This is a genomic window from Corynebacterium glyciniphilum AJ 3170, assembly GCF_000626675.1.
GTDB lineage: Bacteria > Actinomycetota > Actinomycetes > Mycobacteriales > Mycobacteriaceae > Corynebacterium > Corynebacterium glyciniphilum.
Genome location: NZ_CP006842.1, coordinates 1,732,836 through 1,757,630 on the forward strand (window position 1 = coordinate 1,732,836; position 24,795 = coordinate 1,757,630).

General features: G+C 63.6%; 23 protein-coding genes. 21 read left to right on the forward strand and 2 right to left on the reverse strand.

Features of this window, described 5'->3' with window-relative positions:
- The first annotated feature begins 24 nt into the window (after positions 1-24).
- The 8 genes from pgsA (at position 25) to CGLY_RS08205 (ending at position 6,756) form a co-directional block, all read left to right on the forward strand.
- A complete protein-coding gene (gene pgsA / locus CGLY_RS08170; RefSeq protein ID WP_081803837.1) occupies positions 25-783 on the forward strand; it encodes a phosphatidylinositol phosphate synthase in 759 nt (252 codons plus the stop codon).
- On the forward strand, positions 776-1,723 hold the full coding sequence (locus CGLY_RS08175; protein WP_038548407.1) for a phosphatidylinositol mannoside acyltransferase: 948 nt from the start codon (positions 776-778) through the stop codon (positions 1,721-1,723). Before pgsA ends, CGLY_RS08175 begins: the two co-directional genes overlap by 8 nt.
- Entirely contained in the window at positions 1,723-2,877 is a 1,155-nt protein-coding gene (locus CGLY_RS08180) for a glycosyltransferase family 4 protein (protein WP_038548410.1), read from the forward strand. The genes CGLY_RS08175 and CGLY_RS08180 overlap by 1 nt, the downstream gene beginning before the upstream one ends.
- Positions 2,874-3,350 carry a LemA family protein gene (locus CGLY_RS08185; protein WP_038548413.1) on the forward strand — a complete coding sequence of 159 codons (477 nt, stop codon included), beginning with the start codon at positions 2,874-2,876 and terminating at the stop codon, positions 3,348-3,350. Before CGLY_RS08180 ends, CGLY_RS08185 begins: the two co-directional genes overlap by 4 nt.
- Positions 3,351-3,452: 102 nt before the next feature.
- Positions 3,453-4,361 carry a pyridoxal 5'-phosphate synthase lyase subunit PdxS gene (gene pdxS / locus CGLY_RS08190; RefSeq protein WP_038552034.1) on the forward strand — a complete coding sequence of 303 codons (909 nt, stop codon included), beginning with the start codon at positions 3,453-3,455 and terminating at the stop codon, positions 4,359-4,361.
- Positions 4,362-5,264, forward strand: coding sequence for an acyl-CoA thioesterase (locus CGLY_RS08195; protein WP_081803838.1), 903 nt, complete (start codon positions 4,362-4,364; stop codon positions 5,262-5,264). It abuts the gene before it with no gap.
- Positions 5,265-5,327: 63 nt separating this feature from the next.
- A complete protein-coding gene (pdxT, locus tag CGLY_RS08200) occupies positions 5,328-5,921 on the forward strand; it encodes a pyridoxal 5'-phosphate synthase glutaminase subunit PdxT (protein WP_052540800.1) in 594 nt (197 codons plus the stop codon).
- An 82-nt stretch (positions 5,922-6,003) separates the two neighbouring features.
- The gene (locus tag CGLY_RS08205) at positions 6,004-6,756 is read left to right on the forward strand and encodes a YebC/PmpR family DNA-binding transcriptional regulator (protein ID WP_038548416.1); all 753 of its coding nucleotides are present in this window, start codon (positions 6,004-6,006) and stop codon (positions 6,754-6,756) included.
- A gap of 18 nt (positions 6,757-6,774) precedes the next feature.
- On the opposite strand, the gene CGLY_RS08210 is transcribed toward CGLY_RS08205, so the two are convergent.
- On the reverse strand, positions 6,775-7,218 hold the full coding sequence (locus CGLY_RS08210) for a DUF3817 domain-containing protein (protein ID WP_038548419.1): 444 nt from the start codon (positions 7,216-7,218) through the stop codon (positions 6,775-6,777).
- A 198-nt stretch (positions 7,219-7,416) separates the two neighbouring features.
- On the opposite strand from CGLY_RS08210, the gene ruvC reads away from it, so the two are divergent.
- The 9 genes from ruvC (at position 7,417) to CGLY_RS08255 (ending at position 18,002) form a co-directional block, all read left to right on the forward strand.
- Positions 7,417-7,917, forward strand: a complete 501-nt coding sequence (gene ruvC, locus CGLY_RS08215) for a crossover junction endodeoxyribonuclease RuvC (RefSeq protein ID WP_052539900.1) — start codon at positions 7,417-7,419, stop codon at positions 7,915-7,917.
- Entirely contained in the window at positions 7,914-8,531 is a 618-nt protein-coding gene (gene ruvA, locus CGLY_RS08220; RefSeq protein WP_038548422.1) for a Holliday junction branch migration protein RuvA, read from the forward strand. The genes ruvC and ruvA overlap by 4 nt, the downstream gene beginning before the upstream one ends.
- Positions 8,532-8,552: 21 nt before the next feature.
- A complete protein-coding gene (ruvB, locus tag CGLY_RS08225; protein ID WP_038548424.1) occupies positions 8,553-9,620 on the forward strand; it encodes a Holliday junction branch migration DNA helicase RuvB in 1,068 nt (355 codons plus the stop codon).
- A 28-nt stretch (positions 9,621-9,648) separates the two neighbouring features.
- Positions 9,649-10,083 carry a preprotein translocase subunit YajC gene (gene yajC / locus CGLY_RS08230; RefSeq protein ID WP_038548427.1) on the forward strand — a complete coding sequence of 145 codons (435 nt, stop codon included), beginning with the start codon at positions 9,649-9,651 and terminating at the stop codon, positions 10,081-10,083.
- A 159-nt stretch (positions 10,084-10,242) separates the two neighbouring features.
- Positions 10,243-12,072, forward strand: a complete 1,830-nt coding sequence (gene secD, locus CGLY_RS08235) for a protein translocase subunit SecD (RefSeq protein ID WP_038548431.1) — start codon at positions 10,243-10,245, stop codon at positions 12,070-12,072.
- A gap of 2 nt (positions 12,073-12,074) precedes the next feature.
- Positions 12,075-13,316 carry a protein translocase subunit SecF gene (gene secF, locus CGLY_RS08240; RefSeq protein WP_038548434.1) on the forward strand — a complete coding sequence of 414 codons (1,242 nt, stop codon included), beginning with the start codon at positions 12,075-12,077 and terminating at the stop codon, positions 13,314-13,316.
- 15 nt (positions 13,317-13,331) lie between these two features.
- Positions 13,332-15,149 (forward strand): periplasmic substrate-binding domain-containing protein, encoded by a 1,818-nt coding sequence (locus tag CGLY_RS16745; protein WP_052539902.1) that lies wholly within the window; start codon positions 13,332-13,334, stop codon positions 15,147-15,149.
- On the forward strand, positions 15,146-15,688 hold the full coding sequence (locus CGLY_RS08250; RefSeq protein WP_038548436.1) for an adenine phosphoribosyltransferase: 543 nt from the start codon (positions 15,146-15,148) through the stop codon (positions 15,686-15,688). The genes CGLY_RS16745 and CGLY_RS08250 overlap by 4 nt, the downstream gene beginning before the upstream one ends.
- Before the next feature lie 43 nt (positions 15,689-15,731).
- Positions 15,732-18,002 carry a RelA/SpoT family protein gene (locus CGLY_RS08255; RefSeq protein ID WP_038548439.1) on the forward strand — a complete coding sequence of 757 codons (2,271 nt, stop codon included), beginning with the start codon at positions 15,732-15,734 and terminating at the stop codon, positions 18,000-18,002.
- An 89-nt stretch (positions 18,003-18,091) separates the two neighbouring features.
- On the opposite strand, the gene CGLY_RS08260 is transcribed toward CGLY_RS08255, so the two are convergent.
- Positions 18,092-18,931: a peptidylprolyl isomerase gene (locus CGLY_RS08260; protein ID WP_038548441.1), complete on the reverse strand. Its 840-nt coding sequence runs from the start codon at positions 18,929-18,931 to the stop codon at positions 18,092-18,094.
- 134 nt (positions 18,932-19,065) lie between these two features.
- Between CGLY_RS08260 and CGLY_RS08265 the strand changes: the two genes are divergently transcribed.
- From CGLY_RS08265 to CGLY_RS08280, 4 genes are all read left to right on the forward strand, one after another.
- The gene (locus CGLY_RS08265; protein ID WP_038548444.1) at positions 19,066-19,728 is read left to right on the forward strand and encodes an MBL fold metallo-hydrolase; all 663 of its coding nucleotides are present in this window, start codon (positions 19,066-19,068) and stop codon (positions 19,726-19,728) included.
- 31 nt (positions 19,729-19,759) lie between these two features.
- Complete coding sequence (gene hisS, locus CGLY_RS08270) at positions 19,760-21,061, forward strand: histidine--tRNA ligase (protein WP_038552049.1); 1,302 nt, start codon at positions 19,760-19,762, stop codon at positions 21,059-21,061.
- Between the two features lie 107 nt (positions 21,062-21,168).
- A complete protein-coding gene (gene betT, locus CGLY_RS08275) occupies positions 21,169-23,313 on the forward strand; it encodes a choline BCCT transporter BetT (RefSeq protein WP_038548447.1) in 2,145 nt (714 codons plus the stop codon).
- On the forward strand, positions 23,310-24,791 hold the full coding sequence (locus tag CGLY_RS08280; protein WP_038548450.1) for an aldehyde dehydrogenase family protein: 1,482 nt from the start codon (positions 23,310-23,312) through the stop codon (positions 24,789-24,791). Before betT ends, CGLY_RS08280 begins: the two co-directional genes overlap by 4 nt.
- The last annotated feature ends 4 nt before the right edge of the window (positions 24,792-24,795 follow it).

The window sequence follows — 24,795 nt, forward strand, 5'->3', positions numbered from 1 at the left end:
AAGCACGGCAAGGAGACCTGAGACATGTTGAGCGTTCGTGGACGCCGGCCGGCGGCGGTCGTCATCGAGCCGATCGCCCGACGGTTGGTTAACTGGGGGGTCACCCCCAACGCAGTGACGGTCACCTCCACTGCGGTTGCCGTGGTCCTGGCCGTGGCCTTGATCCCGACCGGCCATCATTTCCTCGCCGGGATCCTGTTGGGCATTACCGTGGCGACCGACATGATCGATGGCACGATGGCGCGGATGCTCGGCGGCGGCACGAGATTCGGCGCCACCCTTGACGCCACCTGCGACCGGATCACCGATGGTGTGCTCTTCGGGGCGATTGCCTGGTGGATGGCTTTCCAGCACGACCACGAACCCTACAAGGGCCTTTTCGCAGCAGCGCTGGTAATCATGATCGCAAGCCAGGTGACCTCGTACGTCAAGGCACGTGCCGAAGCCTCCCAGATCAAGGTCGACGGTGGACTGATCGAACGTCCCGAGAGACTGATCATCGGGCTGGTTTCTCTCGGGCTGTCGGGGCTCGGAGTGCCTTACATCCTGGGCGCCGGCCTCATCCTTCTCGCTGCCGGGTCGGTGTACACCGTGTTTGAACGCCTCGTGATTGTCTCTCGGTCGGATGTCGCTTCGGAACGGATCGCGCCGCCCGCAGGGGCCAAGAGTTTCGGCGACGGCGGCAATGACGGCAATGACGGCAATGACGGCAATGACGGCAGCGCGGAACACGCTGACAGGGCAGGGGACACCGACAGTGAGGAAAGCAGGAGCCATGAATGATTCGAGCACTCTCACCGAACGACTGAGCTCCTTCGGTTACCAGGCTGGGTGGGCACTGACACGACGCCTTCCGACGTCGGTTGCCGACCGGTTGTTCACCTGGGTGGCGGACAAGATCTCGGACCGTGGCCGCGGTCCAGAGCAGTTGCGTGCCAACCTCGGGCGCGTCGTCGGTGACGCGAACGTCACCCGCGAGCTCGTTCGGGACTCGATGCGTTCCTACATGCGGTACTGGCGTGAAGCTTTTCAGTTGCCCAGTATCGCGGGACCAGAGTTGGCGGCGCAGATTCACTCCGGCTTCGGTACCGCCGATGTCCGGCGACTCGATGAGGCGATCGCTCGCGGCAGGGGAGTCGTCCTGAGCCTGCCGCATTCAGGGAACTGGGACATGGCGGGCGTGTGGCTCGTTGACTACTTCGGTCAGTTCGCCACGGTCGCTGAACGGCTCAAACCAGAGAGCCTGTTCGAGGCTTTCGTCGAGTACCGCGAATCGCTCGGATTCGAGGTGCTGGCGCTGTCGGGCGGCGAGACGCCTCCCTTCGCACGGCTACGGGAGGTACTCGACGACGGCGGGATCGTATGCTTGCTGGGCGAACGGGACTTGTCTGGTCGGGGGGTGGAGGTGTCATTCTTCGGGGAACGTACCTCGATGCCCGCCGGGGCAGCACGCCTGGCACAGGAGACCGGGGCGGCTCTGATGGTCTACCATTCGTCATACGTGGACGGCGGATGGGTATCCAGTATCAGCGAAGAGCTGGACACCAGCGTGCCGTTGCCGGACATCGTCCAGCAGCAGGCTGATATCTTCGCACGCAACATCTCCGCCGCACCGGCTGACTGGCACATGCTCCAGCCCCTGTGGTTCTCGGACCTGTCGGCGTCACGGCGTCGACGCCTGGGACTGGACACCGACGAACCCGGACGCGGAGCTGGTTCCTGATGAAGATCGGTATGGTCTGCCCGTACTCCTTCGATGAACCCGGCGGCGTCCAGATCCACGCTCTCGACCTGTGTACGGAACTGATTCGTCGGGGACACGAGGTGAGTTTGATCGGACCGGGGGGAGAGAACGCCGACGTTCCGGATTTCGTGGAGCTGGGTGGCGGCGCAATCCCGATCCCCTACAACGGCTCGGTCGCGCGGCTGGCCTTCGGCCCGTCCACGTGGCGTCATCTCGGCGACTGGATCGACCGTCATGATTTTGATGTGGTCCATATCCACGAACCAAACTCTCCGAGTTACTCGATGATCACCCTGGCCAAGGCTGACGGGCCTATCGTGGCGACCTATCATGCGTCGGCGAGCGAGTCGCTGATCCTGCGGATTTTCCTGCCGGTGCTCCGACCGTTCCTGGAGCGTATCCAGGGAGGGATCGCGGTGTCTGAGGAGGCACGTCGGTGGCAGGTCGAGATGCTGTCGGGCGACCCGGTGCTCATTCCCAACGGTGTTGACACGGCGACCTACCGTGGGGCGGAACCGATGCCGGCACTGGACTCCGCACGGCCCCGGATCATGTTCCTCGGCAGATTCACTGAGTCACGGAAAGGTTTTCCGCTGCTGATGCGGGCGTTGCCCGCGATTGTCCGGGACATACCGCGGGTCGAGGTCGTCGTCGTCGGGGGTGGAGACACGGGAGAACTCACGCAGTCCCTCCGGAAGGCCGGGGTGAGCTACGTGGAGGGCGTCGGAGAGTCGGATGCCACCGTCCGACTGCTCGGACGACTCAGCGAGGCTGACAAGGCCGCGGCTCTGGCCGCGTCGGACGTTTACGTCGCACCGAACACGGGCGGTGAGAGTTTCGGGATCGTGCTGGTGGAGGCGATGGCTGCCGGAGCGGCGGTCGTCGCCAGTGACATCCCGGCATTCGCTGCGGTCACGGATCACGGCCACGCGGGACGCCTGTTCTCCAACGGCTCGAGGCGAGAGCTGGCGCGTGCTGTCACCGCCGTTCTCACGGACAGTGACGCCCGTGAACTGCTCGTGGAGCGCGGCTACGAGCGCAGCCGTGACTTCGACTGGGACCGTGTGACCACGCAGGTGGAGCGTGTCTATGAAACCGTGGTCACCGATGGACGAAAGGTACGGCGAGCATGATTCCCCTGTGGGCGCTGCTTCTGGTCATTGTTCTGGCGGTTGCCGCGCTGCTGGGACTGTGGCTGTCATTGACAGCTTCCCGTCTCAACCGGCTGCACATCCGTACCGATGCGGCGCGGCTCAGTCTGGAGGGCGCGCTTCAGGCCCGTTCTGCCGTGGTGTCGGCGATCCACCCGGACCTCGTCCGCGCGGCAGGACGCACGACCGCCGTCGCTTTGAAGGCATCGGACATGGACGCGCGTTCTGATGCTGAAAACATGCTCCTGCGCCAGCTTCGTGACGAGGACGTGACCAATCCCGCGTTCGTCGAAGCGTCGGTCAAAGTGGACATCGCCGCGCGTTTCTACAACGATGCCGTCGGCGATACCCGTGACCTCCGCAAACGTCCGGTCGTCCGGGCATTTCGCTTGGCCGGTTCAGCACCGTTGCCGGCCTTCTACGAGGCGATGTCACTGGGAGACGGCACGGTCTGAGCGGCAGCGCCGACCCTGTGGACCGCATTGTCTGTCGTGCCCGGTAGAATGCGCGTTGATCACCGTTAGGCTACCGAGGTCACTCGAGAATCAGAGGTCATGATGACGCAGAACAGTGCCGACACCGTCGGCGCCAGGGGAACCGGTCGCGTGAAGCGCGGTCTTGCCGACATGCTTAAGGGGGGTGTGATCATGGACGTGGTCACTCCTGAGCAGGCGAAGATCGCCGAGGACGCCGGCGCGACCGCCGTGATGGCTCTGGAACGTGTGCCTGCCGACATCCGTGCCGAGGGCGGCGTCTCCCGTATGTCGGACCCCGACATGATCGAGGGCATCATCGAGGCCGTGACCATCCCGGTCATGGCGAAGGCCCGGATCGGCCACTTCGTCGAGGCACAGGTGTTGGAGAGCCTCGGTGTCGACTTCATTGACGAGTCCGAGGTCCTTACCCCTGCGGACTACTCGAACCACATCGACAAGTTCGGTTTCACCGTGCCGTTCGTCTGTGGCGCGACGAACCTGGGCGAGGCACTCCGCCGTATCAACGAGGGTGCGGCGATGATCAGGTCGAAGGGGGAGGCCGGTACCGGTGACGTCTCCAATGCGGTGACCCACATGCGTACCATCCGTGCCGAGATCAACCGGCTGACCTCCATGGCCCCCGACGAACTCTACGTCGCGGCCAAGGAACTCCAGGCCCCCTATGAACTGGTCCGTGAAGTTGCCGAGAACGGCAAGCTCCCGGTGGTTCTGTTCACCGCAGGTGGCATCGCCACCCCGGCTGACGCCGCAATGATGATGCAGCTCGGCGCCGAAGGCGTCTTTGTGGGCTCAGGGATCTTCAAGTCCGGTGACCCGGAGAAGCGTGCACGCGCCATCGTCCAGGCCACCCTGAACTACGAGGACGCTGCCACGGTGGCTTCGGTGTCCCGAGGCCTCGGCGAGGCCATGGTGGGCCTCAACGTCGACGAGATTCCCGAACCGCACCGTCTGGCAGAGCGGGGCTGGTAAATGTCCTCCGGTCTTGAAGGGCAGACCGCCCACCGGCGTCGACCACGTATCACCGACGTTCTTGACCTGGAGCAGATCGAACCAGGGATCTTCCGTGGTCAGGTGATTCCGTCGGCGCTGTCACGAACGTTCGGGGGACAGGTTGCGGCCCAGTCCCTGGTCGCGGCAACCAGGACCGTGGGAATGGAGTACCGCGTGCATTCCCTGCACGGTTATTTCGTCGGCCCGGGGAATTCGGACCGTCCGACGGTGTATCTCGTCGATGAGGTGCGCAATGGTCGCTCATTCCGGGTGCGGTCGGTGCGTGCCGTGCAGGACGGGCGGACACTGTTCATCATGCAGGCGAGTTTCCACATCCGGGACGATGAAGGCCCGGAGCACTCCGACATGGTCCGGCGCGTCCCGCCACCCGAGGAGATCGATCCACACGGTGGTCGGGGACGCCCGCTCGGACGCGCCTTCGCCAAGGACTGGGAGGACTGGGACATTCGGATCGTGCCGCCGGACATGTGGGAGCAGAGTCCCGGGGCGGCGTCACAGCAGGTGGTCTGGTTCAAATCCAAGGTCCCGTTGCCCGATGACGAGAAGTTCCATATCTGCACGCTGGCCTATATGTCGGACATGACGCTTCTCGGTTCGGCGCTGGTCCCGCACAAGGATGAACCTGTGCAGGAGGCGTCGCTCGACCACGCCATGTGGTTCATGCGTCCATTCCGCGCCGACGAGTGGCTGCTCTACGACCAGTCGTCTCCCTCCGCGCACGGCGGTCGCGCGCTGACAACGGGCAGGATCTTCAACCAGAGTGGAGACCTGGTGGCCTCGGTCACCCAGGAGGGGCTGACCAGGACGTTGGCGGAGGGGAAGCAGTCAGTGCCCATCAAGACGGATCTGCAGGGGCAGTAAGTGAACGGTAGTCCACTGATCGGAGTCCTAGCCCTGCAGGGAGGGGTCATCGAACACGTCAGGATGCTTGAGCAGAGTGGCGCGAAGACCCGGCTCGTCCGCCGACCCGAGCATCTGGCAGGGCTGGACGGTCTCGTCTTCCCCGGCGGGGAGTCGACGACGATGTCGAAGCTTCTTGAGCTGGGAGGGATGCTGGAGCCGCTCCATGCCCTCATCGACGCCGGTGTGCCGTGTTACGGCACATGTGCCGGGCTGATCCTGCTGGCCACCGATATCCTCGACACCAGGTCAGATGCACATAGTCTGGGCGCGCTCGATGTCACCGTGCGACGCAATGCGTTCGGCCGCCAGGTCGACTCCTTCGAGACCGATCTCACCGTTGACGGTGTCACAGGTTCCTCGGGCGGAGGTACGGAGCCGGCAGAGGACGTACCTGTCCACGCGGTCTTCATCCGTGCACCGTGGGTGGAAGAGGTTGGTCCAGGTGTACAGGTGCTGTCGCGTGTCAGTGACGGTGGTCCTGCTGACGGCGCGGTGGTGGCCGTCCGGCAGGGTGCGGTTCTGGGACTGTCATTCCATCCGGAGCTCACCGGCGACGACAGGTTGCACCGTTACTTCCTCCGCATGGTGGCGGAACGTCGTGGAAAACCGGCCTGATACGGTGCGGTGACCCGGCGGATCGTCCTGGTGCACTATTATGGGTTCGTCAAGCACCCGACCAAGGGAGATCAGGTAGACGATGAGCGGCCACTCGAAATGGGCGACAACCAAGCACAAGAAAGCTGCGAATGACGCCAAGCGCGGCAAAGAGTTCGCCAAACTGATCAAGAACATTGAGGTGGCGGCTCGGACCGGTGGTGGAGACCCCTCCGCCAACCCGACCCTCGATGACATGATCAAGAAGGCCAAGAAGGCCTCGGTGCCCAACGACAACATCGAACGCGCCCGGAAGCGTGGTTCCGGTGAAGAAGCCGGTGGTGCGGACTGGGAAACCATCGTCTACGAGGGTTACGGACCTAACGGCGTCGCGGTCCTTATCGAATGTCTCACCGACAACCGCAACCGGGCGACGACGGATGTCCGCACCGCGATGAACAAGAACGGCGGCAACATGGCGGACGCCGGCTCAGTGTCCTACCTCTTCAACCGCAAGGGCGTTGTCGTTCTGGACAAGGGTGAGAACACCGAGGATGATCTCCTCATGGCGGTACTGGACGCAGGCGCCGAGGAAGTCAACGACCTCGGGGAGAAGTTCGAGGTTGTCTGCGAGCTCTCCGACCTGACCAAGGTTCGTGAGGCATTGGACGAGAACGGTATCGAATACGATTCCGCAGACCCTGACTACCGGGCCGATGTCGACGTTCCGTTGGACGCGGACGGTGCGAAGAAGATCTTCCGTCTCATCGATGCTCTCGAAGAGTCGGACGACGTACAGGACGTCTTCACCAACATGGACGTGTCAGACGAGGTACTGGCAGAACTCGACGCCTGATCGGTGCCGGACGGAGGCTCAGCCGAACGGCGGGCCGACGACCAGGAGGGTGCCGAACACGACGAGCACCGCTACGGCGAGAACTCCGGCCGAGGCGTAGGGGCGACCCACGAGAACCGCGAGGATGCGGTCGCGTACCGGGGCATCGGCACCGACGTCGGTTCTCCAGCCGCCGTCCAGCCCGCCCCGCCGTGCAACAGCCTGCTCGAAGGGAACAGTGGCGAAGGGGATCACCGCGGAAAAGAGGCCAAGCAGCCCCTGACCCGCGCTCCACCTGTTGTTCATCCACACCAGGATGGTCACGACGACGAAAGCCAGGAATGCGAGTCCATGGACAGGTCCGGCTGCGGAGACTCCCGACTCGGTGACGCCGGTGTACTTGAGAACCATCCCGAGGATCAGAAGTCCCCAGGTCACGGCCTCGATAATTGCGGTGGTCCGGTATATTTTCAGAGGTGTCATCGACACCTGAGGATACCTGAACCGGCTGCATAAGTACTAAGTCCCGGAGATCGACGCCGGGCGTGACCCATCTGACCGTTCGCACATGTGTGCTATATTCATGGCCTGCGGGTATGTGTGTGGCACACGCAGGGCACGACAGTGACGAGGAGGCGCCGGAGAGTGACAGGACGACCACAGACCGACGACTCTCTTGTGATGGGTATCGATCCAGGCCTCACCCGGTGTGGCCTGTCTGTTGTGCGCGCGGGCCAGGGACGTTCGGTCGTTCCGGTGGCTGTCGGTGTCGTGCGCACCCCGGCAGATGAGGCTCTCCCGTTGCGTCTGCGACGTCTTTCGGACGCGGTGGAGAGCTGGATGGACGACTATCGCCCGGATGTCGTCGCCATTGAACGGGTCTTCGAACGGGGCAATGTGTCCACCGTGATGAATACCGCGCACGCGGTGGGGGTGCTGATGCTCAGTGCAGCGCGACGCGATCTTCCAGTCCACCAGTACACTCCCAGTGAAGTGAAGAAGGCGGTCTCCGGAAACGGTCGGGCCGACAAGCGCCAGATGACCAACATGATCACCCGTATCCTCGGGTTGTCGGAACCGCCGAAACCGGCGGACGCGGCAGATGCGCTGGCCCTGGCTGTGTGCCACTGCTGGCGGTCCCCGTTTTCTACGCTGGTCTCAGAGAGGAAAAGTTCACTGTGATTGCTTCGTTGAGGGGCACCGTCATCGACAAAGGGCTCGATTCTGTCGTGATCGAGTGCGCCGGTGTCGGCTACCTGTGTCAGGCCACCGCGCCGACGTTGGCCACACTTCCGCGCGGTGAGGAGGTATTCGTGCTCACCACGATGGTTGTGCGCGAGGATTCTCAGACATTGTTCGCTTTCCCGGACGCCGCCTCACGCGAGGTTTTCGGACTTCTTCAGTCTGTGTCCGGAGTGGGCGCAAGGCTGGCGATGGGTGTGATGTCTGTGTTGAGCCCGGCAGAGCTTTCCCGTGCCGTGGCGGACGGTGACGTCAAGGCTCTTCAGCGTGCCCCCGGAGTCGGCAAGAGGCTCGCCGAGAGAATGGCGGTTGACCTCAAGGGCAAGCTCGACGGATTCGCGGATGCGCTTGTAGGGGGAGTTGTCTCCCCGGAGGACGGACAGCGGACACCTGCCCACGGGGAATCGACCCAACAGGTGGTCGAGGCATTGACGGGCCTCGGTTTTCCTGAACGTGATGCGGAGAAGGCCCTGCTTGAACTGGGTGATACCGACGGACTCGACACGGCGGCGGTGCTGCGCCAGGCCCTGGCACGGCTCGGTGGGCGACGGTAACGGCGAGGAGGCAAGGGCACTATGAGTGATATCGAGCGCACCGAATTCGATACCGGTCCCGCGCCGTCAGTACAGGCGCAGGGCCTCCCCGGGGGCGACCTTTCGCCGACCCCGCAGCCAGGGGAGGGGGATGCAGAGCTGTCGCTTCGGCCCCGTTCGCTCCATGAGTTCATCGGTCAGCCCAAGGTGCGCAGTCAGCTCGAGCTGGTTCTCGGTGGTGCCAAGGCACGCGGCGTATCACCGGATCACGTCCTTCTGGCAGGTCCTCCAGGGCTGGGCAAGACCACCATGGCGATGATCATCGCCCAGGAACTCGGTTCTTCGGTCAGGATGACGTCGGGACCGGCGCTGGAACGTGCCGGCGACCTGGCGGCGATGCTGTCCAACCTCATCGAGGGTGACGTCCTGTTCATCGATGAGATTCACCGGATGGCGCGCCCGGCCGAAGAAATGCTCTATATGGCGATGGAGGACTTCCGGATCGACGTGATTGTCGGTAAAGGCCCCGGAGCGACGTCGATACCCATCGAATTGCCGCAGTTCACTCTCGTGGGGGCGACAACAAGGGCGGGGATGCTCACCGGGCCGCTGCGTGACCGTTTCGGGTTCACCGCACAGATGGAATTCTACGACACCCCTGATCTCACCCGCGTCGTGACGCGTGCCGCGGGAATCCTCGGTGTGTCCGTCACCGACGACGCAGCGGTCGAGATCGCCTCCCGTTCCCGGGGAACGCCGCGTATCGCCAACCGCCTGCTGAGACGCGTGCGGGACTACGCGGAGGTTGAGGGGGACGGCATCATCACGGTGGAGGTCGCGCGGTCGGCCTTGGAGATTTTCGACGTCGATGAACGAGGTCTCGACAGACTCGACCGCGCGGTCCTTGACGCGCTGGTGCGGGGCCACAACGGAGGCCCAGTGGGCGTCAACACCTTGGCGGTTGCCGTAGGAGAGGAACCGTCCACCGTCGAGGAGGTGTGCGAACCCTACCTCGTCCGGGCGGGAATGGTCTCCCGGACGCCGCGTGGACGGACCGCTACCCCTGCTGCCTGGCAGCACCTCGGCCTCGAGCAACCGGCTGATAGGTGACAAAAACCCAGTATGGCAGACTGGCGGCATGGAAATTTTCCTTCTCATTCTCATCGTCGTGGTCTTTCTCGGTCTGCCGGTCATGTCGATGCGCAAGCAGTCCAAGCAGATCAACGAGATCAAGTCGTTTCAGTCGCAGCTTGAGCCCGGCATGATCGTTCAGATGACCTCCGGCATCCACGCGCGTATCGCTGAGGTGGGTACCACGACGGTCGACGTAGAGCTGGCGCCCGGTGTCACGACGACATGGGACCGTAGCGCAGTGTTGAAGCTGGTGGAGACCCCCGACACCGTCGACGCGGACGATACGGAGGGCGCCGACGCCGCGGAGCAGGTCGACGAGTCGACCTTCGAGGATTTCGACACCGTCGCACCGTTTGAAGACCAGGCCGAAGGGACCCGCGACGAGCGCGACAGCGGAGATGCTGACCGGCCGGATTCCGGGGACACGCCGAGGTCCTGACGCTGTAGCGTCCCCCGTCCCCAGCATTTTTCGTCCCGACAGGGCACCGCCGAGACCCTTGTTGCCAGGCAGAGGGTCTAGACTCATTCGTCGACACGGCGGTGGTTCTTTTCTCATGCCTACATCGCCGATATCCCCGAGACTTCAGGAGTAACTCGAGTGAGTTCACAGGGCTCAACGGCCGCGCGGGCCAGAACGTGGCCGAAGAAGGCACTTCTGCTCTTCATCGCCGTCGTGGTCATCATCTACGGCCTCGTTTTCCTCACCGGAGACAAGAGCCCCACGCCGAAGCTGGGCATTGATCTCCAGGGAGGCACCCGTGTCACCCTGGTTCCTCAGGGTGAGCAACCCACCAGTGACCAGCTCAACCAGGCTCGTCGGATTCTGGAGAACCGCGTCAACGGCATGGGCGTGAGCGGTGCACAGGTGGTTTCTGACGGTGACACGCTGGTCATCAGCGTCCCCGGCGAGGATTCCTCGGAAGCCCGGACGCTGGGCCAGACCTCGCAACTGCTGTTCCGCCCGGTGATGGAGGGCGGAATGCCCGAGGACGGTCTCGAGGATGTCCTCACCGAGATGGCCGACCGTTGGGTGAGCACGGGCATCCTCACCACGGAGGAAGCGAACGGCAAGCTGGACGACGCTGCTGCCACGCTCGAGCAGATGGGGATGGATCCCGCTGGCGATGACCTGAGTGTCAGCACAGATGAGCCGGCAGAACCGGCGAACTCGATCGAGGAGGCTGACCGTCGTCAAGAGACCACAGACGTTCTCCGTGAGGACCGGCAGTCCGAGGACACCAACACCCAGATCGCCGCGTCGTTCCTGATGACGTGTTCCGACGGCGTCGACCCCCTCGCGGGCGCCGATGACCCGGCTCGTCCACTGGTCAGTTGCAGCGAGGGGCAGCCGATCCTGCTGGAACCGGCACCGTTGCTCAACGGCCAGGAGGATGAGGAGAACGGGACGCGCCTGACCGGCGATATGATTGACACCGATTCCCAGATCTTCGGCGGGCTCGATTCGGAGTCCGGCCAGATCAAAATCACCTTCCGCTTCAAGACGGGGGAGGCAACCCCGGGTGGTGAGACCTGGCAGCGCATCGGTCAGGAGTACGCACAGAAGCAGGTCGCGATCACCCTCGACAGCCAGGTTCTTTCCGCACCAGTGATGCAGTCGCCGACGCCTCCTGGCCGTGACTCCGAGATCACCGGTGACTTCACCGAGAGTGAAGCCTCTGATCTCGCCAACAACCTGCGCTACGGTGCCCTCCCGTTGAGCTTCACCGGCGAAAACGGCGAGCAGGGCGGCACGGCCGAGACCATTTCGCCGACAATGGGCACCGCTTCGCTTCAGGCCGGACTGATCGCCGGGCTTGTCGGCCTGATCCTCGTGGCGATCTGGTCACTGATCTACTACCGGGGATTCGGTGTGGTCGCGGTGTTCTCCCTGGTGGCTTCAGGGTTGCTGATCTACGGGGCGTTGATCCTGCTCGGCCGATGGATCGACTACAGCCTGGATCTGGCTGGTATCGCCGGCCTGATCATCGGTATCGGTACCACCGCAGACTCGTTTGTCGTGTACTTCGAGCGAATAAAGGATGTCATCCAGCAGGGTCACAGTTTCCGGTCTGCGGTCCCGAGGGCGTGGAAGCGCGCCCGGACGACGATCATCACCGGTAACGTCGTGTCGATCGTCGCCTCGCTGGTCCTGTACTTCGTCGCAGTGGGCGATGTCAAGGGCTTCGCCTTCACACTGGGGCTGTCCACCGTCTTCGACGTAGTCATCGCCTTCCTGGTGACGGCGCCGCTGGTGATCCTGATGTCTCGTTCGGAGAAGTTCGCATCTCCCAAACTGAACGGCCTGCGCTCGGCCTTCCGCTCCGCGGAACGTCGTCGTGCCGACGAGCATGCCACGGCAGGTTCCTTGCCGGAGAGCAACCCCGAGGGCGGCATCTCGCCCTCCACTGACACCGGAAAGGACCAGTGAGCATGAACGCGACGACCGAATCAAAGCCCGCCGGCTTCTTCGAGAAGATGTACAACGGCGAAAGCAACTTCGCCTTCGTGGCCAAACGCCGCCGTTGGTACTGGATCTATGCGCTGTTGACCTTGCTGTGTTTCCTGGTCATCGCCCTGAAGGGCTTCACCCTGGGGATCGACCTCGAGGGCGGCACCAAACTGACGATGCCTCCGGCGAACGGAGCAACCGAGACGTCGGTTACCCAGGTGGTCGAGGACGCCACGGGGATCACCCCACAGTCGGTGCAGACGGTGGGAACCGGCAATAGCCAGAACATCGAAGTCGCCTCGGAGCGGTTGTCGGACGACCAGATCCGCGAAGCCCGTGTTGCCCTCTACGACGAATTCCAGCCGGCCGATCAGACGGGGCAACCCAGCCCGGACGCGATCAGTGACTCCACCGTCTCGGAATCGTGGGGCCAGTCGGTCACTCAGCGCATGATCATCGGCATGGGGGTGTTCCTGCTCATCGTGTTCGTGTACATCACGATTCGTATGGAGCGGGACATGGCGATCTCCGCCATCGTCACCCTGTTGTTGGACGGTGTCTTCGTCGCTGGTATCTATTCGCTGGTCGGTTTCGAGGTGTCGCCGGCAACGATCATCGGTCTGTTGACGATCCTGGCGTACTCCCTGTACGACACAGTGATCGTGTTTGACAAGGTCCACGAGAATACCCAGGACGTCTTGAGTTCGACGCGGTCAACGTACGGCGAACAGGTCAATCTCGCGGTCAATCAGACCGTGATGAGGTCGCTGAATACCTCACTGTTCTCCGTGGTCCCCATTGCCTCGCTGCTTGTCGTAGCCGTCTGGCTGATGGGCGTCGGTACTCTCAAGGACCTCGCACTGGTGCAGTTCGTCGGCGTGATCGCCGGAACATTCAGCTCCATCTACTTCTCCGCACCGTTGCTCGTCACCCTGAAGAGTCGACAGAAGAAGATGGTCGAGCACGACCGCAAGGTCGCCCGCGCACGAGAGCTCGCCAGCGACAGAGGAACCACGCCGACGGCTCCCGAGGGCACTGAGGGTCCTGCAGAGAGTCTCGCGACCGATTCCGCGATCGACAGTGACGGTTCTGAGCGACGGACGGTGACGTTGCCCCGACGCACCCGGGATTCCGACGGAGAGCACAACGGTGCCTACGGTCCAGACGGCGTAAACGGTGTCAACGGCGAGGACAGGGGCCGCACCTGGCGGCCCGGTATGTAGAGGAAGTCAGGAACGATGACGCATCGATTCCGCCGTCCGGCGGTCTTGCTCACAGCGACGGCACTCACTTTCGGGGTGGTCGCCTGCACCTCTGACGACGGAGCGGAGGACGCGGCCGACCCCTTGTTCGGGTACGCCCTTCCTCGCCCGATCGTCACCCTGAATGCCGCAAGTGCGTTGGGGGCGGCAACGGATGCTGCGAAGGTGTCTGCGCGCCTCTACCCGGGTGCCTACCTCACCGGTCCCGACGGTCGTCTGCTGCCGAACACCGACCTGGTAACCGCGACTCCGTCCGCGGACAACGGTGATGTCGTCGACTACCGCATCAGCGAGTCGGCCACCTATTCGGACGGCGCCCCGGTGGTATGTGATGATTTCCTGTTGACCTGGGTCGCTGCCAAGTACCCCGCCCTGTTCTCGTCGGACCTCGGTCTCACGGAACGGGTAAAGGACATTAACTGTGATGCTGGCGACCGTGACTTCAGCATCGAATTCGACCGGGGGATGGGGAGCCGCTACCGGGAGCTCTTCAGCGTGGGTGAGGTCCTTCCTTCACACACCGTCGGTCAACGTGCCGGGGTGGACAATGTCGTGGAGGCGATCGATTCGGGTAACTCCGACCAGCTGGCTGCTCTCGGACAGGCGTGGTCGTCCACATTCACCGTCGCCGAGACTGACCCTGCCGAGGTCCCCACGTACGGCCCGTTCCGCGTGTCGTCACGAGGGGAAGACGGGTCGCTGGTCCTGACCGTCAACCCGGAGTGGGCAGGCGTGCGCCCGGGGCTGGACGAGGTCGTGATGTGGTCAGGACCGGGCGCCGGCATCGACGGGCCGGACTTCGAACAACTCGCGGCCGACTACCAGCTGTATGTCGCCGACATCCCCCCGGAAACCGATCCGGTGGCAGCAGGGCTTGCAGTGCCGTCGGATACATCGGGCTCGCCGGGCTCATCGGGTTCGTCGGACACCCCGTCGGACACCGAAACAACGGAACCGTCCGACACGTCCGACAGCCCCAACAGCGGCGACGCTGACGACGAAGGAATCCGGGCAGGAGCGGATGAAACCGCTCCGGACCTGTCTGATGCCGACGACGTGTCGGGCCGTTTTGCCGTCACCCGGGACTCCGGGACACGCGTGGACAGCTTGACTCTCGCCGACTCCGGGATCTTCGAATCACCTGAGAACCGGCAGGCGTTCGCCCGCTGCGTTGACCGTCAGGCAATGGCGCAGGCTGTCGAATCCGAGTCAGGCATCGCGGTCGATCAGGCTCCGTTCCGCACCATCGCTCCCGGAGCACAGACAGGGGAGAACCTGGGTGATGTCGCGGCACGCAACAACAACACCGACACCGCGCCGACCTCCGAGAGGCTCGGTGGATCGACGATCAGGGTGGGATACTTTGCCGATGTTGCGCGGTACGCCGCCATGGTGGACACCTTGGTCGACTCATGCGCTGCCGCCGACGTGACCGTGGAACCGGTGCCCCTGACCGTCGACGACTTCGGAGAACTCGGCTCCGACTATGACATCCTCCTGGAGACCCGGTCTGCTTTCGGGCAGAATCCCGAGGTCTCATTCCCCGCATCGTCGGGCGCATCGGGGACAGCGACGGTCAGGCAACTCCGCGACGCCGAAAACACCTTGGCAGACGCCACCTCCACCGTGCCGTTGACCGCTGAACCGCGGTCCGTTGCCGTGGATCGGGGGCTGTCCAACGTCGTTGACAATCCGGGCGAGACCGGAATGAGCTGGAACATGGACCGGTGGGTGTCCCCGGATTTCCCGACGTCCACCGCACCGTCCGCGACTACCGCAGAGGACACACCATGAGCGCGTACCCCGATGCCCGGTCTGCGTTGGCAGCGAAAACCCGACTGGTTCCGGATTTTCCGAGTGACGGCATCATGTTCCAGGACCTCACACCGGTGCTGGCCGACGGTGAGGCGTTCCGGACGATCGTGACCGAAATGGCGGAGGTCTGCCATACTCTCGACGTCGACGTCGTCGCAGGTCTGGACGCCCGCGGGTTTCTTCTGGGATCTGCGGTGGCCTTGGAACTCGGTGTCGGCGTTCTGGCGCTACGGAAAGCAGGCAAGTTGCCGCCACCGGTGATCCGGCAGGAATACGACCTGGAGTACGGCACCGCTGCACTGGAGATACCCTCCGAGGGGCTTGATCTCCATGAACGACGGGTCCTCCTCGTCGACGACGTGCTGGCCACCGGCGGTACCCTGGTGGCCGCACGGGCCCTCCTGGAGAATGCGGGAGCGCGGGTTGTGGGCGTCGCCGTAGCCCTGGAAGTGCAGGAACTTGAGGGAGCGAAACGTTTGGGGGACCTCCCGTTGTACGTGGTTTCCCGCGGACAGTAGGCTTGTCGTTCACACGCTGCACACAGTAGGGAAACGGTGAGGCATGACGAACGAGAAGAACTCGCTGTGGATGGCCGCGCGTATTGCGCGCAGTCTCACCGGCAAGAGCAAGATCAATCCGGTCCTCGGCCCGTTGATCGCCGTGCACCGGCGTTACCACCCGAAAGCGGACGTCGAGATCCTGAATCAGGCGTACACGACGGCTGAGCGTCTGCATGCCGGAGTCGTACGCAAGTCCGGGGAGCCGTACATCACCCACCCGTTGGCGGTCGCGACCATCGCGGCCGAGATCGGCATGGACACCACCACGCTGGTGGCAGCGCTGCTTCACGATACCGTCGAGGACACTGACTATTCCCTGGATGACCTCACCCGGGACTTCGGCGCCGAGGTCACGCTGCTGGTTGACGGTGTCACCAAACTGGACAAGGTCGCTCTCGGCTCTGCGGCCGAGGCGGAGACCATCCGCAAGATGATCGTCGCCATGGCCCATGACCCGCGGGTCCTGGTGATCAAGGTTGCTGACCGTCTGCACAATATGCGCACGATGCGTTTTCTCCCGCCTGAGAAGCAGGCGAAGAAGGCGCGGCAGACCCTGGAGGTCATCGCCCCGCTCGCTCACCGGCTGGGCATGGCGACAATCAAGTGGGAGCTCGAGGATCTGTCTTTCGCGATCCTCTACCCGAAGAAGTACGAGGAGATCGTCCGTCTCGTCGCTGACCGTGCCCCGAAGCGCGACCAGTATCTGGCCAAGGTCATCAACGAGATCCAGTCCACGTTGCGTGATTCGCATATCACCGCCGAAGTTGTGGGGCGTCCGAAACACTACTGGTCGATCTACCAGAAGATGATCGTGCGTGGCCGCGACTTCGACGAGATCTTCGACCTCGTGGGTATCCGCATCCTTGTCGATGAGATCCGGGACTGCTACGCGGCCGTCGGTGCTGTCCATTCCCAGTACCAGCCGATGCCGGGCAGGTTCAAGGACTACATCTCCCAGCCTCGTTTCGATGTCTACCGGTCACTGCACACCACAGTGATCGGGCCGGACGCCAAGGTTCTTGAGGTGCAGATCCGCACCCATGAGATGCACTACCAGGCTGAGTACGGCATCGCGGCACACTGGCGCTACAAGGAGACCAAGGGGTCCCACAAGGGCGATGCCGCTGAGGTCGATCAGATGGCCTGGATGCGGCAGTTGTTGGACTGGCAGAAGGAGGCCGCGGACCCCAACGAGTTCCTTGATTCCCTGCGCTACGACCTGTCGACCAACCAGATCTTCGTGTTCACGCCCCGTGGCGACGCAGTGACCCTTCCGACAGACGCCACACCGGTCGACTTCGCCTACGCGGTGCACACCGAGGTCGGGCATCGCTGCATCGGTGCCAAGGTCAACGGTAAGTTGGTTGCGCTGGAGTCCCCGTTGAAGACGGGGGACAAGGTGGAGATCTTTACGTCGAAGGACGCCGCCGCCGGCCCGTCCAAGGACTGGGAGAAGTTCGTTGTGTCGCCGCGGGCACGCAACAGGATCCGTGCGTGGTTCAACAAGGAACGCCGCGAGGAGACCCTGGAGAAGGGCAAGGACGCGCTGGCCGCGGAGGCGCAACGCACCGGCATCCCGTTGCAGAGGCTCGTGACGGCATCGGCCCTGCGGACTGTCGCGACCCAGTTGTCACGGGACTCGGTGGATGACCTCTACGACGCGATCGGCAAGGGGGGTGTCACCGCCGGGCACGTCGTGCACATGCTGCAGGACATCTACCAGGGAGACGCGGACGAGGACGACTCGCCGGTCACACCCGCACCGGCGGTACGCCGCACCACACCCCAGCAGTCGGTGCAGTCCGGTCGAGGTGACGGCTCGGGCATCCTGGTGCAGGGGAACTCGGACTTCTCGGCGAAACTGGCCAAGTGCTGTACTCCGGTGCCCGGCGACGAAATCTTCGGTTTCATCACCAAGGGTGGCGGGGTGTCGGTGCACCGCACGGACTGCACCAACGCTGAGAAGCTGCACTCCGAGCCCGACCGGCTCATTGACGTGGCCTGGGCCTCCGACGTCCGCGATGCGGTATTCGTGGTCACGTTGCAGATCGAGGGGCTTGACCGTACTGGATTGCTCAGTGAGGTTACCCGGGTGGTCAGCGAGCAGAAGGTTCCGATCATCGCGACGAGTACCCACGTCGCCGAGGACCGGGTGGCCATGTGCCGGTTCACCTTCGAGGTCTCCGACACCAAGCAGCTGGGCTATCTGATGAACCAACTGCGCAATGTAGAGGGCGTCTATGACGTTTACCGGGTCACGACAGGGGGCTGACACCCCCACCCCAGGTTGATCGGATTACCGGAAACCACCGCAGAGTGGGGGTCTCACAGCACCGACGGCGGAGCAGGCGCGGGGGAGAGTCAGGCGTCGACCGTCGCGGTCTCGATGCGGACCTCGTCGACCGGTGCGCCGTCACCGTTGTTGTCCTGGTTCTCGCCCTCGTTCTCCTCGATGATGGAGTCCAGGGTGGACAGCCCGTCCTCGGAGATGGTGCCGAAGATCGTGTAGTCGTTGGGCAGCTGGGTCTCGTCGTCGACGAGGAAGAACTGCGATCCGTTGGTGTTCTCTCCACCATTGGCCATCGCCAGTACGCCGCGTGTGTACAGGCCCTCGTCCTCGACCTTTTCCCCGTCCTCGTTCCAGACGGGGTACTCGTCGGGGAAGGTGTAGCCGGGCCCGCCGGCACCGTCGCCGGAGGGGTCACCGCACTGCAGGATCTTCATGCCGTCGTTGACCACCACGCGGTGGCAGACGGTGTCGTTGTAGTAGTCCTGTGAGGCGAGGTTCTCGAAGTTGTTGGCGGCACACGGAGCCTGGGCGTAGTCCACCGTGACGGTGATGTCGCCCTTGTTTGTGGCCAGGGTGACGTCCGAGGTGCCGTCTTCACGGAGATTCTCGGCGTCGGGGGCAGAGGCTTCACGGGCTGCTTCCCCGGACTCGGTGTACGCGCACTCCTGGGGACCCTGGGGTTCCTCAGGCGCAGTGGTCTCCTCGTTGAGGGCGTCATCGGCGAGAGTGTCCGTCTCATCGTCGCCGCCACGGGTGGCGGCGTACCAGATCCCACCGACCAGGCCGACAAGGACCACCAACGTGGCCAGTGTGACGCCGAGGGGACGCATCTTCTCGCGGCGAGACCGCGACTTCAGTTCCTTGTCGAGATTCTTGAGTGCCGCATCGCGGCGGGAGGAGTTGTCGGACAAAGCTCTGGGGCCTTTCCCTCGAGGGTGGTCGTAGATCAACGGCCCCATTGTTCCACCCCGGGGCCTCGGACTCCACCACCGAGGCCTCCTGGTTGCTGTGTGTTCACCGTGGGTTTCTCGGTAGGGTGGCTGCCATGGCGAACCTGACTGTGGAAGTCCTGCCCACCGGCCCTTTCGAGATGAACTGTCTGCTGCTGCATGACGGGGCTGAGGCGACCGTTGTCGACCCCGGGATGGGGGCTGAGACGCTCATCGCACAGATAGTGGCACAGAAGGGACTGCGTATCACCCAGATCGTGCTCACTCACGGGCACATTGACCACGTCCGCGATCTACCCGCTGTTCAGGCCTCGTACGGCGTGGTGGCGTACATGCACCCTGCGGACAACGTTTTCCTGCAGCGCGAGGTACTCGACGGAATGGGGCCGTCGGGCGAGGCTCATCATGTCGCCACGATGGACACCCCTGACACGCCTATCCCGGTCCGGGACGGGGACGTCCTGACAATCTGCGGAGTGGAGTTCATCGCCCACCATATGCCGGGTCACTCTCCGGGGTCTGTCATGTTCCGGGGCATCGTGGACGGTCAGGGGTTGATTCTCGGGGGCGATGTCCTGTTCCGCGGCGGCGTCGGACGTACTGACCTGCCGTTCTCCGAGCCGGCCGCGATGGTGGAGAGCCTGCGACGCCTGGTGACGACCTTCGAAGAGGACGACACCGTCATGCCCGGTCACGGACCCGCGACGACCATCGGTACCGAAAAGCAGCAGAACGGGTTCCTGCAGGGGGTGGTGTGAGCGTACCGGCGGGTCGCTATAGTTGGACTCCGTGAGTGACACCAGCAGCACCGGTTCCACCGGACAGGTCCAGACGTTCGCCGGCCCCAAGGGGGTGCCGGACTACGTACCGCCGGCATCTGCGGCATTCCATGCTGTGCGCAGTACTTTCGAGGACGTCATCCACAAGTCCGGATACGGCCACATCGAGCTGCCGGTGTTCGAGGACACCGCTCTGTTCGCCCGTGGGGTCGGTGAGTCCACCGACGTCGTCTCCAAGGAGATGTACACCTTCGAGGACCGGGGTGGTCGTTCGGTCACATTGCGCCCGGAGGGCACCGCGGGAGTGATGCGCTCGGTCATCGAGCACAATCTGGACCGGGGACAGTTGCCGGTGAAGCTGACCTACTCCGGACCGTTCTTCCGGTACGAGCGGCCCCAGGCCGGCCGGTACCGTCAGCTCCAGCAGGTTGGTGTCGAGGCGATCGGTGTGGACGACCCGACGTTGGATGCCGAGGTCGTCGCCATGGCCGACCGGTGTTACCGCGCACTGGGGTTGTCGGGATTCCGGCTCGAACTCTCGACCCTCGGTGACGAGACCTGTCGGCCGCAGTACCGCGCGAAACTCCAGGAATTCCTGTTCTCGCTGCCGCTGGACGAGGAGACGCGTCGACGGGCGGAGATCAATCCGCTGCGCGTGCTCGATGACAAGCGCCCGGACGTCAGGGAGATGATGGCTGACGCCCCGCTGATGCCGGATAACCTCTCCGCCTCGGCACGCGAACATTTCGAGACGGTCACCGGCACGCTGGATGACATGGGTGTCGCGTACACCCTCAACCCGAGACTTGTCCGGGGGCTGGACTACTACACCAAGACCTGTTTCGAGTTCGTCCACGACGGGCTCGGTGCGCAGTCGGGAATCGGCGGCGGTGGGCGCTACGACGGTCTGATGGCCCAGCTCGGTGGCCAGGATCTCTCCGGGATCGGCTTCGGACTCGGTGTCGACCGGACCGTGCTCGCGCTGGAGGCCGAGGGCGTGTCTCCCACCACGGGGCGGCGCGTCGATGTCTACGGGGTCCCGATGGGTGCTGATGCCAAGCGCCGCATGGCAGTGATCGTGGACCGCCTGCGTCGGGCCGGCCTCAGCGTGGACATGTCCTACGGCGACCGGGGCCTCAAGGGAGCGATGAAAGGTGCGGACCGCGCGGGGGCTCTCTTCGCCCTCGTCCTCGGTGAGAGCGAGCTGGACAAGGGCACCGTCGTCCTGAGGGATCTGTCGACCCGCCAGCAGGAGGAAGTCACCGTCGAGGACGTGGAACTCGTGGTGAAAAAGGCCGTGGGGGAGGCCTGACGCGAACCTGGGGAGAGTTTTCTGCTCCTGTACGCTAGCCTGGTTTCTGAATCCTGAAAGTTCTATTCATGACAGAGATCTGAAACTGAGCTCATAGGAGTGATTTTATGGCTGAATCTTATTCTTCCGAGAATGAGGAGTCTTCACACGCAGGGAAAAGTTCCGCCGTCAACTGGCCCGTGTTCGCAGTGTCTGCCGGGCTGATGACGGCGTTCGTCATCTGGGCCTGGCTGGCACCCGACCAGGCGGACACCGTGATCAACACGGTGAAGGACTGGGTGTCCACCAACCTGGGCTGGTACTACATACTCACCGCCGGCGTTGTCGTGGTGTTCGTCCTGATCATCGCCTTCCGTCGGGTCGGTAACACCAAGATCGGCCCCGACCACTCACAACCCCGCTTCGGCTTGTTCACCTGGGGCGCGATGCTCTTCGCTGCAGGCATCGGGGTCGATCTGATGTTCTTCGGCGTCTCGGGGCCGGCGACGAATTTCCTCACCCCGCCGGAGACCGCCGAACTCTCTGACGAGGCAGCACGTATGGCGCCCTTGTGGACCATGTTCCACTACGGGGTCCCGGGGTGGGCGATGTACGCCCTGATGGGTATGGCCTTCGGGCTCTTCGCGTACCGCTACCACATGCCGCTGAGTATCCGTTCCGCCCTGGCACCGGTGTTCGGCAGGCGTATCCACGGCGCTGTCGGACACAGCGTCGACATCGCCGCGGCCATCGGGACCGCGTTCGGCATCGCGGTGTCCCTGGGGATCGGAGTGGTGTTCCTTAACTACGGGCTCTCCGAGATCTTCGGGATACCAACGAACACGGGAGTTCAGATCGCACTGATCGGACTGTCAGTCCTGATTACAGTGATTTCGACGGTGTCGGGTGTCGACAAGGGGATCCGTCGGCTTTCCGAGCTCAACGTCTGGCTCGCCCTGGTTCTGATGGTGTGGATCGTGGTGATGGGAAAGACCGCGGACCTGCTCAATGCTCTGGTGCAGAACATCGGTGACTTCGTCTCCAGGTTCCCCTCGATGATCCTGAACACTTTCGCCTACAGTGATGGTGCCGCCGATCTACCCGCTGACCAGTGGCAGTCGGATTGGACGTTGTTCTTCTGGGCCTGGTGGATCGCCTGGGCCCCGTTCGTCGGGTTGTTCCTGGCCAGAATCTCCCGTGGGCGCACTCTGCGTCAGTTCATTCTGGGGGTGCTGGTCATCCCCTTTACCTTCATTGCGGTCTGGATCTCGATCTTCGGCAACGCCGCCCTCGGATTCTTCCGTGACGGCGACGAGGAATTCCTCGAGACAGCGGTGAACACGCCCGAGTCCGGATTCTTCCTCTTGCTGCAGCAGTATCCCGGGGCGACCTTCGCCGTCGCACTTGCTGTGGTCACCGGCCTACTCTTCTACGTCACTTCTGCGGATTCGGGCTCACTGGTGATGGCCAATATCACCTCGAAGCCGAGCGTGGAGGACTCGGACGGCCCGCCATGGCTCCGCATCGTGTGGGCGGTGCTAACCGGTGCGCTGACTCTGGTGATGCTGCTCATCGGCGGCGTGTACACCCTCCAGGCGGCGACCGTGCTCATCGGCCTGCCCTTCTCGGTGATCATGTACCTGCTGATGTTCAGTATCTGGCGTGTCCTCGGGGCAGAGGCCCACTGGCTGCAGTCCCGCTCGCTGTCCCTTCCCGGTGCGCTGTCAGACCGGACGGGAACTCCTCAACCGCGGTTGGCCTGGAGAAACAGGCTCAAACGCCGCATGAGTTTCCCCTCGGCAGCGGAGACACAGGCATATGTCGACAACACTGCCGCGCCTGCTATCGGCGAAGTCGCTGAGGAACTCCGGGAGCTTGGGCTGGATGTCACTCTCACCCGGGACTCGCATCCCGAGTACCCGATCGACTTCATCAATCTCCTGGTGAGTTTCCCCGGGCAGGACGACTTCAAGTACCAGGCGTACCCGGTTCCGGGCCAGGTCCCGAACTTCGCGGTGAATCTCAACGTGGATCACGACGTGTACTTCACCCTCGAAATCTTCTCCGCCACGGGGTCCCGGGGGCACAACATTCTCGGGTACTCCAAAGACCAGGTGATCGCGGATGTACTGGACGCCTACGATATGCATGTGGAGTACATGTCCCTGACCGGTGACAGAGGTACTCCGACCGCCGATGTCCACGGCACGGCACCGGCATTCTGGACAGACGACGACAACGACTCTGAAAAGACAGGAAGTGAGCACACATGACTGACACACCACAGACGCTCTACATTGACGGACAGTGGGTGGGCGCGACCGACGGCGGCACACGCACGGTCACCTGCCCGGCGGACGGCACGGTCGTCGCCGAGGTATCCGAGGCAACCGCAGCGGACACGGAAAAGGCCATCGCGGCCGCCCGACGCACGTTCGACTCGGGCGAGTGGTCTGCCACGTCGGCCGCCTACCGTGGCGACCTGCTCCTGAAGGTCGCCGATGCAATGGGAGAACGTAAGGATGAGTTCGCCCGCGCCGAGGCCCTGGACACCGGTAAACGTCTGGTCGAAGCCGAAGGCGACATGGACGACATCATGAACTGCTTCCGGTTCTTCGGCAAGATCGCCGACCAGCATCCGGGCCGTCTCGTCGACGCCGGAGACGCGTCGGTGATCTCGCGTGTCGTCTACGAACCGATCGGTGTCTGCGGCATGATCACCCCGTGGAATTTCCCGCTGCTGCAGGCCAGCTGGAAGATCGCCCCGGCGATTGCTGCCGGCAACACCTTCGTCCTCAAGCCTGCCGAGCTGACACCGCACACCGCCATGCTGATCATCGATGTGCTCGACAAGCTCGGTGTACCGGCGGGTGTCGCCAACCTGGTGCTGGGTGCCGGTGCCGAAGCGGGCGCGCCACTGTCGTCGCATCCCGATGTCGACATGGTCTCCTTCACCGGTGGTCTGGTCACCGGGCGTCGGATCGCCGCAGCCGCGGCGCCGACGGTAAAGAAGGTTGCGCTTGAGCTCGGCGGGAAGAACCCGAACGTGGTCTTCGCCGACGCCGACTTCGACGCAGCGGTGGATAATGCCCTGAACGCCGGATTCCTCGACTCCGGACTGGTGTGTTCAGCAGGTACGCGTCTGATCGTCGAGGAAAGCATCAAGGAGAAATTCGTCGACGAGCTGGTCCGCCGTGCCGAGGGCATCGTCATGGGGGGTCCCTTCGACGAGAAGGCTGAGACCGGCCCGCTGATCTCCGCGGAGCACCGTGACAAGGTCACCGACTACGTCCAGCGTGGCATCGATGCCGGCGCGACGCTGCGCTGCGGTGGTCATTGGGGTGGCCCGGAACACGAGAAGGGCTGCTTCTACGCCCCGACCGTGCTGGACGACTGCACGTCGGAGAACCCTGCCGTCATTGAGGAAGGGTTCGGCCCGGTCATCACCGTGGAGACCTTCACGACGGAGGCCGAGGCGATCGCCACCGCCAACGACACCGAGTACGGTCTGGCCGGTGCGGTGTGGACCTCCAACCGTGGTGTGGCCAACCGGGTGTCTCGGGCACTTCGCCACGGCACCGTGTGGATCAATGACTACCACCCTTATGTCCCGCAGGCGGAGTGGGGCGGTTTCAAGTCCTCTGGCACCGGGCGTGAACTCGGGCTGGCCGGCCTGGAGGAGTACCGCGAGGCCAAGCACATCTACGAGAACACCGAACCGGCCGCGAGTGGCTGGTTCCCCCAGAAGTAGCACC

What these genes read in the sequence shown, in the direction of transcription:
- CGLY_RS08205 (WP_038548416.1), top strand. Translation starts at nt 6,004, where the DNA reads ATGAGCGGCCACTCGAAATGGGCGACAACCAAGCACAAGAAAGCTGCG.
- CGLY_RS08175 (WP_038548407.1), top strand. Translation starts at nt 776, where the DNA reads ATGAATGATTCGAGCACTCTCACCGAACGACTGAGCTCCTTCGGTTAC.
- CGLY_RS08180 (WP_038548410.1), top strand. Translation starts at nt 1,723, where the DNA reads ATGAAGATCGGTATGGTCTGCCCGTACTCCTTCGATGAACCCGGCGGC.
- pdxS (WP_038552034.1), top strand. Translation starts at nt 3,453, where the DNA reads ATGACGCAGAACAGTGCCGACACCGTCGGCGCCAGGGGAACCGGTCGC.
- CGLY_RS08185 (WP_038548413.1), top strand. Translation starts at nt 2,874, where the DNA reads ATGATTCCCCTGTGGGCGCTGCTTCTGGTCATTGTTCTGGCGGTTGCC.
- yajC (WP_038548427.1), top strand. Translation starts at nt 9,649, where the DNA reads ATGGAAATTTTCCTTCTCATTCTCATCGTCGTGGTCTTTCTCGGTCTG.
- CGLY_RS08195 (WP_081803838.1), top strand. Translation starts at nt 4,362, where the DNA reads ATGTCCTCCGGTCTTGAAGGGCAGACCGCCCACCGGCGTCGACCACGT.
- CGLY_RS16745 (WP_052539902.1), top strand. Translation starts at nt 13,332, where the DNA reads ATGACGCATCGATTCCGCCGTCCGGCGGTCTTGCTCACAGCGACGGCA.
- CGLY_RS08250 (WP_038548436.1), top strand. Translation starts at nt 15,146, where the DNA reads ATGAGCGCGTACCCCGATGCCCGGTCTGCGTTGGCAGCGAAAACCCGA.
- secF (WP_038548434.1), top strand. Translation starts at nt 12,075, where the DNA reads ATGAACGCGACGACCGAATCAAAGCCCGCCGGCTTCTTCGAGAAGATG.
- pgsA (WP_081803837.1), top strand. Translation starts at nt 25, where the DNA reads ATGTTGAGCGTTCGTGGACGCCGGCCGGCGGCGGTCGTCATCGAGCCG.
- pdxT (WP_052540800.1), top strand. Translation starts at nt 5,328, where the DNA reads ATGCTTGAGCAGAGTGGCGCGAAGACCCGGCTCGTCCGCCGACCCGAG.
- betT (WP_038548447.1), top strand. Translation starts at nt 21,169, where the DNA reads ATGGCTGAATCTTATTCTTCCGAGAATGAGGAGTCTTCACACGCAGGG.
- ruvC (WP_052539900.1), top strand. Translation starts at nt 7,417, where the DNA reads ATGGGTATCGATCCAGGCCTCACCCGGTGTGGCCTGTCTGTTGTGCGC.
- ruvB (WP_038548424.1), top strand. Translation starts at nt 8,553, where the DNA reads ATGAGTGATATCGAGCGCACCGAATTCGATACCGGTCCCGCGCCGTCA.
- CGLY_RS08210 (WP_038548419.1), bottom strand. Translation starts at nt 7,218, where the DNA reads ATGACACCTCTGAAAATATACCGGACCACCGCAATTATCGAGGCCGTG.
- CGLY_RS08280 (WP_038548450.1), top strand. Translation starts at nt 23,310, where the DNA reads ATGACTGACACACCACAGACGCTCTACATTGACGGACAGTGGGTGGGC.
- CGLY_RS08255 (WP_038548439.1), top strand. Translation starts at nt 15,732, where the DNA reads ATGACGAACGAGAAGAACTCGCTGTGGATGGCCGCGCGTATTGCGCGC.
- CGLY_RS08265 (WP_038548444.1), top strand. Translation starts at nt 19,066, where the DNA reads ATGGCGAACCTGACTGTGGAAGTCCTGCCCACCGGCCCTTTCGAGATG.